2 protein-coding genes are annotated in these 16,382 nt (G+C 67.6%); both read right to left on the bottom strand.

Going from position 1 to position 16,382, the window contains the following annotated elements:
* Positions 1 to 1,614: hypothetical protein (locus ACFCV8_RS23895; protein WP_376687459.1), on the bottom strand; the 1,614-nt coding region annotated here is incomplete at its 3' end.
* Between the two features lie 54 nt (positions 1,615 to 1,668).
* A complete protein-coding gene (locus ACFCV8_RS23900; RefSeq protein ID WP_376687460.1) occupies positions 1,669 to 16,377 on the bottom strand; it encodes a hypothetical protein in 14,709 nt (4,902 codons plus the stop codon).
* Between the last annotated feature and the right edge of the window lie 5 nt (positions 16,378 to 16,382).

The raw sequence follows: 16,382 nt of genomic DNA on the forward strand, positions 1-16,382 counted from the left end.
CGCGTAGATCGCGTCCGCCGCGTGGTGCGCGTCCGTCGGGCCCTTGGAGTTCCAGTCCTTGCCCCGGTCGTGCAGTACGACCGACACCCGTCCGCCGTTGATCTTCACGCTCGGGGCCGCCACCCACTGGCCCTGATGGCCGACCTGGTTGATGTTGAAGCTCGCCAGCTGAGCTCCGGAGGCGCCGCTTCCGGCGTGAATCGTGTAGTAGGAGGGGGCGCCTCCGACGTGGCGAATATCGCCGGAGCCAGGAATGTGGACGCTGATGCGGCAGGTGCCCGAGGTGACAGCACCGGTGTTGAAGGACCAGGTGGCGTAGTTGCCCGCATCACTGTTGTCCCCGGACATCGGGATGGAGCGGTAGCGGCCGTTGCAGCCGTTGGACGCGTAGCCGCCGACGGCAGTCGTCCACAGATCGTCGTCGTTGGCGACCTTGGAAGAGCCTCGCTCGGTATAGGAGACCCCGGGTCCCGAGCAGTGCGGTCCCGCGTAACCGGAGTACTTCGGGACGGCAGAGGATTTGACGGTGGTTCCCCCTGTCTTCGTCTTCCCACCGGTACTGGAAGACGAGGACGACGACGAGGACGAGGACGAGGAGCCGGAACCCGACTTTGCGGGTGCCTTGCTCTTTCCGTCGGGCGACGGCTTGTCGTCGGCCTTGATCTTGCCGCCTGAGTCGGCTACCGCATCGTTCACCGGGCCGGCCGGCATCTTCCCGGACGGGCCCTTCTTGTCGGCCGGCGTCCTGTCACCGGTGGTCTTGCCGCCGGGGGCCTTTCCGCCGTCCTGCTCGGCGCTGGGTACGTAGCCGTCCGGCGAGTTGCTCGGACCGTCGTATCCGGCGGCCGCGGCACGGCCCTTGCTGTCCTTCGGGTCGTCGTCGGACGTGGCGCTGATGATGAAGGGGGCGGCGAGCAGGACCACGCCGCCGATCGCGGCGGCGGCCACCATGGGGCGGGATATCCGGTTCGGGTTGCCCGGTGCTCCAGCCCCCTCCGCATCCGCGCCACCGTCGCCCGAACCGCCGGACGAACCGGCAGCGGCAGTGCGTCCGGCGCGCAGCCAGGAGAAGCGGCCGCTCGACGCCGCAGCCGTGGTGGCGGCTGGGGTCACGGTGGCCACGGTCGTGGGCACGGGCTCGGCGGATCCTTCGGTGGACGGCGCCTTCCCGGTCGACGAGGTGGTCTCGGCCGACGGCTCGGTCGTCGAGGCCCTGGCCCCGGCCTCCGCCACGGGCTCCGTGCCCCCCTCGGTCTCGGCCTCGGCCTTCGGCGCCTCGGCCGGGCCGCCGCCCCGCAGTGCGGACGCGACGCCCGCCGCCGTGCCGGCCTCGGCCGCCGCCTCGGCGCCGCCGGCGGCCGGGGTCCCTGTCCCGGATTCGGCCTTGCCCCCGGCCTCCTCCGCCACCGAGACCGCCGCCTCTCCCTCGGCCTCGGCGTTCGCTCCGGACTTCGTCTCCGGGGCGGCCTCCGGCTCGTCCGGGTCCGCGCCGATCACGCCGTTACTGACGGACGCCGTGGCGCGCGCCCGGGCTGCCGTCGGGGCTCCGGGCTCCTCCGGCCCGGTCCCGTCGGAGCCACCGGGGGTTCCGCTCTGCGTCTCCGTGACTGCCACTGCTGACTCTCCTCGTTGTTCTTGTCATGGGTGCTGCTGATGGGTGTAGCCGGGTCACTCGTCCAGTCCGAGCTCTTCCATGAGCCGCTCGATCTCCTCGACGAGGGATTCGTTGGTGTCCTTCGGGGCCCGCCGCTGGGCGACTGTGTTCAGGAAGCCCGTCCGGCCGCCGGGGCGGATGAGGTCGATCGCCCGCGCGAACTCCTCGCGCTCCGCCCACAGGTCGTAGTCGGCTTCGGAATCCCCGAGCAGTTCGGCCAGGAATTCCTCCCGGGCGTCCTCCTCCGGCTCCTCCGGGTGTCTGCGGAGGTAGTCGCGCAAGTATCCTTCGATCCGCTGGAATCCGGCGGCCACGTAGGCGAGTTGCCCCGCCACCACACTGATCTCCTCGAGTTCCGCCACGGACGGGACCGTCGCGGGACCGTCGTCCGTGTGGCGTTCGCGCAGCCATTCGGTCAGGTCGAAGTGCGGGTTCACCTCCGCCTCGGCGATCGCCGCGAACACTTCCAGGGGCGTCGCGTCAAGACCGGCACCGGCACCGGCTGCGGCGTAGGTGGTGAAGACCGCGGCGGTGGCCGTTCTGGTGTTGCCATCCGTGAAGTACTGGTTCGACTTGATGTCCGAGGCGATGTGTGCGGCACGCTCGTCGACATCGACGGTGGTGGTCTGCGCCTGGAGCATCGCGTTGCGGAAGGCGGCCATCCTGGCGTCACGTGCGGCGGGGCTCGACCCCTGGAACAGGTCGGGGTCGGCCAGATCGGTCCGGTTCTCGGCGCTTGCGGAGCTCAGCTGCTTGGCCAGGTCCAGCAGGGTGTCGGGCAGCGTCTTCTCCGGAACGGGAAGCGGCGCGGATCCGCGCGGGTCGTTCACGACGGACGAGTGGTACGCCATGTCGTGCTGCTGCTCCGCCTCCGGTGCTGCCGGGGGCTGTTCCTCGGCCGCGTACAGCTCCTCCATGTACTCGATCCACTTCTGAGCGGCCGCTGGTCCTGCTTCCCTGTTCCCTTCCCACAGCGCCATCAGGTCGGCGTCGCTCGTTCGGTGCGCGGTCACGTACTCCCAGAAGCCCCTGATGTGCTCCTCCGCCATCATCAGGTTCCCGAACCAGGCCAGTTCACGGGGGTCGAGCCCGAGATTGTCGAGGAGTCGCCACACGCCGTCGGCGATGTCGAGCGGTGCCGCCGTCCGGAGCAGATCCGAGACGGTCAGCTCCTCGGCCACGATGAGCTGCGCGATGACGGGCAGGATGTCGGGGGATATGCCGAGACCGTCGGAGAGCGCGAGCACGTCGAGGACGTTCGGCATGTTGCCCGTCTGGTCGTGGAACGACCAGGCCGCATCCTCCGCCGCCTCGTACCTCTGTTCCAGATGCGTGGTCATCGGAAGGGTGCCGGTTTCGTGGCCGGGGCCCTGGATGTAGGCGTTGGCATGTTCGGGGGTCATCCCGAGCGATGACACGAGGAGGGCGAGGGGACGGGGGTCCGATCCGTCGGGGAGTTCGTGGCCCGGGCCGTTCCGTCCCAGGCGCCACAGAGCCACGGCCCGCGTGATCTGTTCCAGGCCGAGCAGGTGCAGGGGCGGCGGCTGGGTGGGGTCCGGCGCCTGGGACCATTCGGAGAAGGCGATCGGCGCTCCTTCCACCGTGCTCGCAGCGCCGAACTGCTGCACCATCTCGCCGAATCTGTCGCGCCACATCGCTCCGAACAGCAGCTCGGCGGTCCTCTGCGGGGTGTCCGTCGCCGCCCAGATCCGAGGATTGTCCATGCCTGGCGCCCGGGGATCGTCGATCAGTGCGAAGTTCATGACCATCTCCAGCCGGCGCGGGTGGACACCGAGAAGGTGGGCCTGCTCGAGGATGTCCCGGCGGACCGGCCTCTGTGTCCGCTGCTCCCAGGCGGTGGCCAGGTCGCTGTCCGGTCCCGCGGTGATGAAGTCGGACACGGTGTGGCCGCTGCTCTGCAGATGGGCGGCGAGGTCCCACCAGTGCTCGGCTCCGATGCCGAAAGCGCTCATCCGCTCCGTCAGCCGTGCGGGGTCGTCGACGCCCAGCCGCCCGCTCATCAGCTGCAGTTCCGTGAGGACGGCAAGGGGGTCTCCGGTCCCCCTCAGCAGCCCGGCCGCGCTCGACAAGCCCTGGTAGGGCACCCCCAGGGCCTCGCTGAGAACGAAGAGATGTGCGGGCGGGACGCCCACGCCGGCTGCCGCGTCCGCGAGCTCCTGGTCCGGCTGCCACAGCGGTGGTACCTCGTCGCCCTCGTAGGCGTGGATCGAGTAGTCGGTGATCTTCCACTGCCCGTCCGCGCCTCGCGCATGGCGGATCTCCAGGCGGACGTTCGGCTCGGGGAACGCCTCCAGCACCACCTCGTCGGCGGTCGATCGCCCCTCGGCGGGGCGGGCGTGCGAGGAGTGCTGAAGCGCCGCCAGACGTACCCGGTCCCGCGTCCAGTCACCCCGCAGGGTCTCGGGGATCTTCAGATCGTTCCCCGCGCCGGCGTGGAAGTGTTGGTTGGTTGCGCCGACCAGGTCCCTCTCGCTGCGTTCGCGGTCGGCGTGCGGAGCGAGCCTCTCGGCGGTGTGCATCTGCACGAGAGTGTCGACTCCGGGTTCGTAGTTCAGTGGGTTCCGCCAGAAACGGTCGAGCATCGCGGTTGTGTAGGCAGCCCAGATGGGCGTTTGGTCCCTGCCCTCGGGGGGAGTCCACTCATCCGGGCGGAGATTCCGCGGGGCGGACATGTACATCGTTTCGTACCCGGGGCCGAGCAGGTCGCTGAGATCCCCCGTCCATTGGGATTCCGCGAGATTCAGCACATCTGTGTCAGGACCGTTCTCCGGTCCGTTGGGCTCGACCGCGAACTTGAGACGTGTCCGGCCGAGGCCGGGGACGTTCCCGATGTCCTGCGACACACTCCGCAGCGTCTCGGCCACCATCTTCCCGGCGTCGTCGTTCGACACGTGCAGCACACGGATGATCTCGGTGGTCTGCCGGCCGTTCTCGCGCAGCGTCCGGTGCATCCGGTAGTGGGCGCCGTCGCCGGTGTGGAAGTCGATGTCGCGCGCCTCGGCCAGTACCGAATTGGGCCTCGAGGTTCCGAGCCCGGACTGGCGCCAGGACGGCCCTGCCCACTGGTGTTCGCCGTCGAGGACCTGTCCGTGCATCGCGACGTCGTCGATCACGGTATGCCAGATGTGACCGCCGGACGGTAGCACGATGAAGTTGCCGGACCTGAGGGCGTCCCGGTGGGCCACGTCGATGACTTCGTTCACGTACCAGCGGTCCCATTCCTCCGGGAAGACCGTGTTGAGGCCGCTCACGCCGTCGGAGACGGTGACGACCGGTCCCGGGGAGGTCAGAACGGATCGAATGTCCTGGTTCGGGGCGTTCTGGGTCAGGTCGAGGGAGTACGTGACGGCACGGCGTGCTCCGCCGCGGGACCTCGCTTCGGTGAACAGGTCGTAGGTCACGGCCTTCCGGACGGGGGCGGCTTCGCTGTTCCGGCCCTTCTGGTCGAGGTCGGCCGCGAGGCCTGCCTGTCCGCCGGTGTTCAGGGATCGGTCACCGATATCCAGGAAGTCCCACAGCCTGTGGGAGGACATCGGGTCCCCGCCCTCGGCGAACGGCTTCGAGCGCGGCTCGACGGCCGGGTCGGCGAACGGGCGGGGGGCGAGGTCGCCCTGCCACTTCGACGGCTCGAAGTGGGTGATCGTGCCGTCGGGCCGGGCGTGGCCGGTGATGCGCACCCCGTGGTGAACGCCCTCGAAAGTGCCGTCCGAGTCGATGTTCCCGCGGCGTCGCTGTTCACGGTGTACGTGAACGGCTGCCTCTCCGGCTTCCTCCAGCGACCAGTGCTCGGGGAACATCATGATCGGTGCGTTGTCGGGCCCTCCCCCGGCAGCGAGATAGGTGCCGTTGGGATTGACGTCGCCGAGTGGCTCGGGACGCACCCGTCCGCCGGTTCCGACGGGTGCCAGGTGCCCGGCCTTGCCGGTGGACGGATCACCGCGCAGGACTCGCTCCGCGACATGGAGTGGCAGTTCGGACCGCAGGCCGTCGTGCGGGGCGGGCGCATGCCCCGCGTTCTTCCATGCCTCCTCGATCGCTGTTCCGATCAGTCGCAGGTCACGGGGCATCAGCCGCTGGTTGTGGAGCCGATCCTCGCCCACGTGGAGAGAGCCCACCGTGACGTTCCCGAAGCGGTCGCCGAAGACCGGGCCGCCCATCAGGGCCCGGTCGGTGTAGACGGGGCGCAGCAGGTTCGCGTGCTCGCGGTAGTAGTCCCACGGGCCGAGCAGATGGGTTATTTCGTGGGCGAAGACGGAGAGGTGGTCGCTGGGCAGTTTCCAACTCCTCGCCTCCATGCGGCTACCGGGCCCGTAGGAGAGTTCGACGAGATGGATGCCGTCGACCGGGCTCTTCAACACACCGTTGTCCCAGCGTTCCTTCTTGACGTCCGCCTCGGTGAACTCCACCGAGACGTGCAGGAGATCGCCGTTGGGCAGCCGGTAGCGGGGCGAGTTGATGTAGAGATCCAGGGAGGTCCGAGCGACCTTGCGGGCGGCGGCGGCAAGGTGCTCCTGTCCCTGCTCGTGGACCAGTTTGATGGGAATGGTGATGTCGGAGCGGATATCGCCGTTGGGGAGTTCCACTCTCTGCACCTTGAAGGCGCCGAGGCCGTTCCTTCCGAGGTAGCCGAGCAGGTTCGACTTCTCTGCGTCCGGAGGCACGATGTTGACGGTGCCGAGGACCTTGCCCTCAGCGGTGTCGTTCCCGCGCCAGGTCTCGACGTGGGTGGCCGCCTCGGCCGTGGGCAGATTGCGCCAGGCCCGGACCGCGGCGTGCGGCGTCGTGCCGGGCTCCTGCTGATGGGCGAGGTAGTGGGCGAAGGATTCCAGTTCCTCGGCCCCGATGGGGTCGGCCTTCGTCTGTCCGTCCCCCTTCGTGGCGAGTACGGAGAGGTCGGCCACGCTGAAGCCGTGACTCGCGAGATCGACGCGGAAGGCGTCCGCGGCGGCCTGGATTCCCTGGGGAGCCCCGGCGTGCTGGGCGAGACGGCGTCCGAGCAGCTGCCCGAAGGGCTTCAGTGCAGTGACGTCGGCCTTCAGCGCCCGGGTGAGGGCATCGGCCTGGTGGAGGGTCGCTCCGTGGCCGAGTGCGTCGGCGAGAGCGACGGTCTCCGCGAGGTTGCCGCGGTCCAGGTGGTGGGTGACGTCCTGGTGGAATTGCGTGGTCGTGCCCGTGGACCGGGCGGTCTGGTCGAGCCGGAGGAGTGCGTGTACGTCGGTGTCGGCGGGGAGGTTGCCGAGCTCCTGGCGGGATTCGAGGTGCCACCGCGCGACCGCGTCCCGCAGTTGCTCGTCGGTGGCACGGGCCAGGTGTTCCTGGCCACCGTTGTCGGCGAACCAGCCACGGAAAGTGGCGAGCTGCTGCCCGCCGTTCGCATCGGGGGTGAGGCCGAGGTGGTCCATGGTGGCTGTGAGCCGCTCGGCGTCCTGCCGGTTCCGGAGCAGGGCGATGTCGTCGCGGTGAGTGGCGAACCACTCGACCACATCGGCTGCCTCGGTAACGGGTCCTTGCCCCGGGTTGTCGTTGATCGCTTGCGCGAGCCCGTCGGCGTTGCTCAGGTCATGTGTTCGTAGCAGCTGTTCCAGTTGGGACGGGGACATCCCGCTGTACTCCGCCGCGGTGTCGCGAATGGACCGCGTAGGCACCTGGACGGGCTCGGTGAGCCAGTCCGCGACGGCCTCACCGAGGCTGGCGGTGTCACCTGTTCCGCCGAAGGCGGAGAGTGTGGTGCCGTTGCGGGCAAGGTGGTTGTCGAGAGCGAACCAGGCGTCGTGCCCGATTCCCAGGTTCTTCAGGTTCAGGTCCAGTGCGACGATTCCCATCACCGGAATCTTCAACTGCTTGGCCAGAGATGCGAGTTCGTCATCGACCGCGAAAGTGAGCACGTTGAAGATGTCCTGGGCGACCGTGTTGCCGACGTTCGAGCCGTCCAGCTGCTCGTCCCTCGTGCCCCCTGAATTCAAGGTGGGTGACGGCTCCGGGGAGCGCACTTCCGGTGTGATCTCCGGCTCATTCACCTCCGGCGTGGTCTCCGGTTCCTTCACCTTCGACGTCACGGTCTCTGCCGACGCCTTCTGCCGGGTCGTCCCGGGCGGGGTGTCCTGTTGCGTCGCCCCGGGCGGGGTCTCCTGCTGATTCGGCTCCGTCGGGTTCACCTCGGGCGGCGTCGGGGCCGTCTCGGCAGGTGTCGTCTCGGGCGGTGTCGGCAGCGTGGAACTCTGGTCGACGTACCGGTACGTCCCGTCCTTCAGGTGCAGCATGACACCGCGCTGCATGTCCCCTGCCTTCGCCTCACTTGCGTCCGGCATGAAGGTGAGCAGCTTCTTGCCGTTCGCCACGGTCACCGGCACGTCCCACAGGGCCGCTGCCAGCGCCGGGTAGAGGTCCGCCGCGCCGTGGTCGGTCAGTATTTCCCGGTCGCCGTCCCGGCCGGCCGAGATCGAGGCGAGCATGATGCGCTGTTGCCGCGTCAGCGCGGTCTTCATCGGCGGGATGGCACCGCGGTCCCGGAATTCCTTTCCGGCCGGGCTCGTCGGATCGTCGAGGAGTTCGTCCAGCTCCGCCTTGAGAACGTCCTGTCTGTCGAACGCATCCGCCAGGTCGGGCGTCACCATTTCCGCGATCTCTTCGTTCCCGAAGATGTCGGCCGTGTTGTTCGCGTTCGCCTGCAGCTCATCAGCGAGTATGTGGCGGAGTTCCGGGCCGCTGCCCTTCGGCAGGGACTCGTCTCCTCTTTCCTCGAACCCCTTCGCCAGCGCGTTGAAGAACCCGTTGCCGTCGTTCTCGACTTCCTTCAGCGGATGAGTCGTGCCGTCGATCGTGATGGCAGCCGGATTGCCGTCCTCGCCCATGACCTCCTTGAATGCGTTCTCGACCACCGGCTTGTCGTGATCGTGGCGGACTGTCTTCTTGAACGCGATGGGTTCTGCGGCCGTTGAGTTCGGGACGCTGAACATCTTGTCGGTGAGGCGGCGGAGCCGTACGTACTCGTCTCCGGCCTCGGGGATCTTCTTCGCCAGGTCCTTCAGCTGTCGGAGTCCCTCGGCGTGCGCCTTTTCCCTGTCCTGCCAGTTCTTTCTTGCCTTGTCCAGCGCTGATTCGGGCTGACCCGTGTTCCGGGAATCCGACGTCGTGGCCGGTGCGTTCTCGGGGTTGCCGCCCAGCTCCACGAACGCGGCACGGGCGGCTTCAGCATCCGTCTCCAGAGTCTTCACTCTGCGACGCTGCTCCCAGTACTCCTTGTAGTTGGCCTCCCAAGCCTCCTCCGCCTCCTTCACGGCCTTGGCTGCGTCGATCTCGTCCTGGGTCAGCGTGTGCAGACCCAGTTCCTTGACACGTTCGTCGCTCAGCCAGACGAGCACGGTCGCCTCCGTCGTCCCGGACTGCAGTGCACCCTCGGTGGACGGGCTGCTGATGGTGTCCTTGATGTGGTGCTGCGAACCTGCGGCCAGGTGGAAGGTCGCGGGGACGGCGTAGAGGTGCCCGTGTCCGGCGGGAGGCTTGAGATTGGTCCGGGACTGCTCGGCCTGGCCGAGCTTGTGCGTCACACTGCTGGTGTTGCTGACTCCGGCGACGGGGAGACCCGGTGCGGTGGTCACACCGTTCCTGGCCACGGTTCCGGCGACGCCGGGGCCTCCCGCGGAGCTCATGCTGGTGGTGTCCGACATCTCTGTACCGGTGCCGGTCCCGGTCAGGTCGTCGAACCTGATGTTGCTGGTGACCGCGATGCGGCGCACCTTCGGCGACTTGAAGTCGAGGTGCGTGGCGACCACGAGAGTGGTGTCGACGCCGCCGACAAGACTGTTGTTGGTGACGGTGACCGCGTGCTGACCGGACTGGGCGTTGCCCGAAGAGAGTGCGGCGGTGAGGGAGATGTCGCTCAGCGCGGCGTCGAGCGCGTCGGCCCCGGCCTTTCCGGGCTTCACCATGTCGCTGGCGCTGACTGCTTTTTTCACCTCCTTCATGATCTCGTCGTCCTTGTACTCCTGCGGGGCCTTCAGCTTCTGGTCGTTGCTGCGGGACTTGGCGACGAGCAGCTTGCCGAGGTTCTGGACCTGGTCCGCGCCGATGACCTCGTGGATGTGGAATCCTCCGTCGCCCATCCGGGCCGACGGGGCGTTCTTCTTCGCGGTCTCCTTCAGTAGTTCGGCGGGGTCGCTGCCGTCCTTCGGGACCTCGACCGTCAGGGACTTCGGCCGCGGGTTGGGGGGCGCGGTCTGCGATGTGTCGCCTTCGGCCTTCGGGTCCAGAAAGAGATACGACTCGGACGTGGTGACGGTGGCTTTCCACTTCACCGGTTCGATGACGTTGGTGCCGTCGGAGTAGGTGACGGTGACGACGGTCTCCCACTCGTTCTGCATCACCGCCTTGGGCCCGGGGATGGTGGTGACCTGGGTGACCACGCCGGATACGGATTCCGTCGCGGAGTTGGCGTCGCCGAGGCCGCCTCCGCCGACGCCGGTCGCCCCGCCGGATCCGCCCGCACCGCGCACCGGCTCGCCCCCGTTGACGGAGTGCGTGCTGGAGGTCGTCGTGGAGGAGGACTTCTCCTCCGAGATGTTGCGGCCCGCCCCGAACTCGTGGTCGCCGAACAGGGTGTCGACGACCTTGGGGGGACCGACACGCCGGTGCTGGACGTTGATCACCACGTCCTTGCCCAGGACGTTCAGCTCCTTGATGTGAGTCAGCGCCGACGTGCGGCCGCGGGAGGTCAGCGTACTGCCGCTCTGGATGGCCGACCGGCCCGAACGGGCGGACACCATGCCGTTGATGGTGTGCACGGTCCGCTCTGCGATACCTGCCTTCCGCAGGTCATCGTTGAGCTTCTTCAACTGGGCGGCGTCCTGGGGGGCGTTGTGCGCGAAGGCGCCGCGGGTCGCCCCGTTCAGACCCTCACGGTCCTGCCACTCCACGTCATCGAGTGCGCCCTTGGGCGTCTCGCCCAGACCGTCGTTGATCAGCCCTGCCTTCAGCGCGTCGCTCTCCCGCATCAGCCCGACCCAGCCGCCCGGCTTGCTGATCACGTACGTCTCGGCGTCGCGGGAGCTCCCGAAGGGGCGTCCGAAGAGGCCCAGGGGCTTGTGGTGGGCCGCGACCCGGAAGTCGGTGTCGGCTACGACCATGACCCAACGGTCGCTGCCCATCACCTGGTTGAGATCGCGCATGGAAGTGGCGGAAGAGCCGTTGTTCCGGTTCCAGAACTTCTGCAGCCAGGTGCTGGACACACCGCCCTGCCCGGTGAAGTTCACGTCTCCGGCCCCCTGCAGCCCCCCGCCCGCGCCGCTGGTTCCGAAGGTGGCGCCGTGCGCGTGGCCCTTGCTGAAGCCGAACGCCTGCTCCAGCGCGGTATTCGTCTCGGGCGATGCGGTGAACGGCTCGCCCACCACCTTCAGGTTGTGCCGGGTGCCGGTGATCGAGAGCGACTCCTCCCCCGCGAAGAGCGTCCCCTTGTCGTGCAGGTTTCCAACAGTGTGGCCCCCCGGCGAGAACACCTGGTCGGAGAGGGAGGTGAAGCTGTGCTGCCCGAAGATCCGGCGAGTCCGTTCCGACATGAACGAGCCCGCGTCGGTCAGCCGCCAGGCGTTTCCGGAGGTCTTCCCGATGAGATCGCGCACCGAGCCGAACATCGTCCGGTCCGAACGGGCCGCGAGAGTGACGGTGGTGATTCCCTTGGGCGAGATCTCGTCCGGTCTCTGGACCGCGGTCGGCGCCAGCACGGAGGACTCGGTCCTTCCCGCGATCCGGTCCTGGTCCTCTCGTGACACGTCACCCGTCTTCGACAGGCTGTCCGGCACACCGAAAGTGAACTTGATCGGGTGCGGGGTGAGGAACACGGACTTGTCCCCGCCCTCCCGGGTCTCGCCGATGCCCCCCAGCCCGCTCTTCTCGTAGAGCCACTTCACGGCCGGGAAACGCGATTCGCTGCCGTACCGCGCCAGCGCCCGCCAACTGCCCAGAGTGAGCGCCTGGACGAGGGGCTGGGGGAACGACGAGCGCTCAAGTTCAAAGGTCAGGTTGCCGGTGAAGTCGTAGTAATCGGTGCTCGACGAGGGTGCGAACAGATCCTCGCGGGTGGCGGTCTGCCCTGACTTCGTCTGCCGCGTGGACCGGTATGTGTAGCGGGCGTTGACAGCGCCGTTGCCGATTGCGGTAGTCGCACCGAATGCGTCCTTCTCGTTGCGGTAGGCCGAGAACGTCGCCTCCGCCCCCACGCTCGCGGTGTGCGTGGTCTGGAAGGCGGCGTCGAACCGCTCCCCGCCACTGAACGCCTGGGTCGCCGTGCGACGCGCGCTGCCCACGTACGTGGGCTGATCGAGGTCGGCCCGGATCGTCAGGGTGTAGCCGCGGTCCCGGGTGAGTGACGAGCCGATCAGGAGCACCCGGACGCCCTCCTTCGTGGCCGCCTGGTGCATGCGCTGGTCCATCCCCTGTTTGGCTACCGCGACCATCAGGGAGCGGGTGTTCGCGACCGCCCTGACGGAGACTCCGTCGCGGCGGAACAACCGCTTGAACCAGCTGCGCTGCTGTATCGCCTTCTCCACCTCGTCCCGGGTGGCCAGGGGCAGGTTCGGGTCCGCCTTCTTCAGGTCGTCGATGAGGGAATCGACAAGTTCTTCCTCGGCCTTGCGGGGGTCCTTCTCCTGTGCGTTCCGGACCGTGGGGTCTTCGCTCCCGGTGTTCTCGTTCTGCCGGCTCTCGTCCTCGGTGTTCTCGTTCCGGTCGTTCTGGTTTCTGCCGCTCCCGTTCGGGTCGCTCTGATTCGGGGTTTCCTCGTCCGACGTCTCCTTGCCGAACTTGATCTCACTGGGCCGCCCCGGGCCGAGCATGGTCACCTTGCCGCTGCCGGTGTCCCCGGTGCCCTCGCTGTTGCCGGTGTTCCAGTAGGCAGGCTTCTTCGGCTCGTTCGTGCCGACGCGCAACTGCTCCTGGTTGTCCCAGCCGGCCAGCCGCTGGGCCTCGCTGACCGGCATGCGCACCAGGCTGCCGACGATGAACGTCTTGGTGGAGTCGCCCGCCTTCACCGTGACTTCCGACTCGCGCATCACGAGCACCGTCCGTACGTCCTTCGGAGAGCGCTCGGCGTTCTTGGCTCCCGCGGTGCCGCCGAGATTGGACGTGTTGCTGGAGGCGTGGCTGTACCCCAGTGTCCCGCCCGCCTGGGCACGTGGCGCGGCGAAGCTGTCGGAGAAGCCGGTGGGGTCCGTCACAGCACCCACGAACACCGAGGCGTCGAGCGTGTGGGAGCGGGTGGCACTGCTCTCGTTCTTCTCGCTGAACTGGTTCGTGTCACGCAGCTCGAAGTCGGTCGAGGAATCGATCACCCAGTGGCGCTTGGGCTTCGGCGTCCCGATGTTGACGGTCGTTCCCTTGCCCTCGCGCAGGTGCAGCGAAGGGACGGGATTCCGGCCGTCGATCTGGGTGAAGTGCTCCGCCGAGAAGTGGCTGACGACCGCCTTGTAGTTGTCGCTGCCGATCGGGGATTCGGTGTGCTGGAGCACCCAGTCGGTCATCGGATCGATGTTGAAGTGCGACTCGGTGTGCTCGATCTTCGCCCGCTCGCCGGACTCGGTGGTGAACTTCAGCGGGACCCGGTCCTTGCGCGGATCGGGCCGCTTGTTGCTCGTATGCGCCTCGGGGACCTGGACGACCAGGCCCTTCGCGACGGTGTGCTTGATGGGTTCCGGAGCATTGGGAGGGTTCTGCGCACTGGTGGAATCGGCGGTGGGGATGTCGTGCAGGGTCAGCTCGTACGTGACGTTGGTGCTCAGTCTGACGGAGGGGCCGTGGCTGCGGGTCTCGCGCTGCGAGAGCTGCTGGGTGTTGAGATTGGAGTCATGGCCGGTGCCCATCGCCGGCGTGACGGTCGCCTTCGCCGCCGCCCCGCCCGCCGTTGCCGCGGCCGCGACCGCAACCTGGACATTGCTGGAGTCGGAGTAGCTGGACCCCTCGGTCTGCTGATTACGCGCGGCGCTGTCCTGCTTGCCGGAATCGCCGGGGGCGGCCTCCCAGCCTTTCTGGTCGGGAGTCGCCTTGACGCGCAGCTCTCGCGTCCGGCCCCCTTCCGTGACGACGAAGCGGCGGCCGTCGCCGAGGAAGGTACCCGCCTCGTTCTTCAGGGCGGAGGAGAGCTCCGACAGGTCGTTCAGAGTCACCTTGGCCTTCTTGGCCAGTTCGTCGGCGAGCTGCGCGAAGTCCTTGCCGTGGGTGAGCTGGACGATGTGATGCCCGCCGACCGCACCGTTGAAGGGGGACGGATCGTTGTCGTCACCGTAGGCCGAGACGTTGTTGAGGAAGTCCGGGATGTAGTAGGTCTTCTTCTTGCCCGCGGAGTCGATGACTTCAATGGGCGGGGGTGTGGTCGTGGCAGCGGTGGCGTCGTCGTTCGTTCCGTGGATCGGCTGGGTGTTGCTCCGGCCCTGGTCGTCGCTGTTGCCGGACTGGGTGTCGTCGATGTTGTCGCCGATGACAACTTGGTCGTTGTTTTCGTTGTTGTTCTCGTCGCTGTTCTCATCGTTGTCGTTGTTGTCGAGATTGTCGCCTGGGACGATCTGAACGTCGTCCGCATTCCCCGGGATGACCTGAGTGTCGCCCGTACTCTCCGTCTGCACCGTGGTCCGGGCATCGTTGTTGGGCGCCGACGTGATCGACTCTTCCGACGTCAGCAGGTCCTGCATCGGAATGTCGGTCTGGTCGGTGAACGGCGCCTCGTTCGACGTTGACCGGCGAGAGTTCACCGCGCCGTAGTGCGGCGTCGCGTTGGCCTCGGAGACGAACGGGCTCGACTCCGTGGGGCGCTGCCGGACTCGCTGGATCGGCGGCGGCACGGTCGATTTGCTCTCGGTTGCGGAGGGGGCCGGATTCGGCGCCTGGTTCAGCACCTGTGTGACCGTCCGGGATGCCCCCGTCTGGTTCGTCGGCGTCGGCGGAACCACCGTGGAGGGCGACGCCACGGGCTTCGTCGCCGACGTGTCGGTCGGTGTCTGCGTCGCATTATGCGCCGGCGTCTCCGTCACGACCGGCTTGACGGGCGTCACTCCCGGCGAGGCCGTGGGCGGGCTCTGCGGGTTCTCCTGAGGCTCCTTCTGGGGGCTCTCCTGGAAATTCTCCTCAGCCTCCAGGTCCGTGTCCGGGCCGGTCTCGTCGTCCTGGCTGACGGTCGGAAGCTCCCCCGCGTTCGGTGCGGGCGTCACCGAGGGGTTGTCCTGCGTGGAATTGATCTCGTTCCTCGGCCCGAGTTCCCCACCCGGTCTGTCCAGGGTGTCGAACTTCGTGTGGAGGTCCTTGATGAAGTTGGCGAACCCCGAGTCGGACCGGGCGATGAGCGGATGCACGATGGTGTGCCGCACCGCATGGCTGAACATGGTCGGCGCGACACCCGAGACGAACGTCTGCCAGCTCGTGGTGAACTCGCCCTGAGTCATCGAGTTGTACGTGCCCTCGGCCAGGTTCTGCGCGCCCGCGTCGACGAGCGCCGACGTTCCGTACAGCCCTGCGGCGAAGCCGAACTTCTGCGTCCTGGTCAGCGCCTCGGCCATCGCCTTGGAGCTGAGGGACTTCGCCACGTCCTGGGTGATGCTGTGCGACAGCGCGTTCAGCGCGGCCGGGTCGAGCCGGGCGCCGCCGTTCTTCGCCACGTTCTTGGCGAACTCCGACAGGTCATCGGCGATGTTCCTGGACACCGCGTCGATGGATCCCTCGGTCGTCCAGTGCTTGTTGAGGGAACCCGCCCAGGCCTTGCCGAGGTTCCGTGCCGCGTCTCCCTGAAGGTCGTGGAAGCCGAACTTGGCGAAGGCATCGCCCACCTTGTCGACGAAGCTGTCCGAGATCAGTTTCCCGGTGCTCTTGTCGAGGTTCTTGGCCAGCTGGCCCTCGGTTCCGCCGAGGATGTCGCCGAGCGAGTTCGCCAGTCCCTTGCTCGCTCCCGCCTTCGCCCCCTCCTTGGCACCCAGGGTGTCGAGGTGCTTGCCGATCTGTGTGCTCAGCCACTTGGTCGCGTCGCTGCCGAGCAGCTTGGCGACCTGCTTGCCGAGTGCACCGCCGATCGGGCTGAAGACTCCGCCGAACAAGCCCTGCAACGCACCGAAGCCGAGCGCGCCCTTCGTGGCCTCCAGGTCCCAGTCGGTGCGGTTTCCCATGCCCTTCTGGATCAGCTGGACGGCGACGTCCATCGCCGTGCCGATCGCCACGCTCATGGCGGTGTGGATCAGGATGCTCTTGATCAGGGCCTTGATGACCTGCTGGACCACGATCCGGAGCGTGATCTCCGCGGCGACCGTGTTGGCGTGGGCGACAGCGTTCAGTCCGGGGATCCAGCTCACCGCGGCCTCGAACGCCATTTCGACCATCAGCTGGATGACCTGCCCCAGGATCATCCACTTCGAGTACTCCGCCTGGTTGGCGGTGTCGCGGGCGATCTTGGCCAGGTTCTCGGCCTGCCCGGCGCAGGCGTTCAGGATCGATGCCTGGTCGCCTCCCGACAGGTACTTGGCGTACTTCTCGAACTCGTCCGCGCTCTTGCCGGAGAAGTTCTCCTTGACGTACCTCTCGACCGCGACGAGGTACGTCTGCAGGTCCTGGAAGTTGCCGATCAACTTGTCGTAGTGACCCGCGGCCTCGCGCAGCAGGTCCTCGTTGATGGACGGCCATTTCTCGCCCGAGAAGACCATGAGCAGCGTCTGCGCCTCGGGCGACGGGGTCAGCACGGGCG

It is taken from the genome of Streptomyces sp. NPDC056347 (genome assembly GCF_042262625.1).
Lineage (GTDB): Bacteria > Actinomycetota > Actinomycetes > Streptomycetales > Streptomycetaceae > Streptomyces.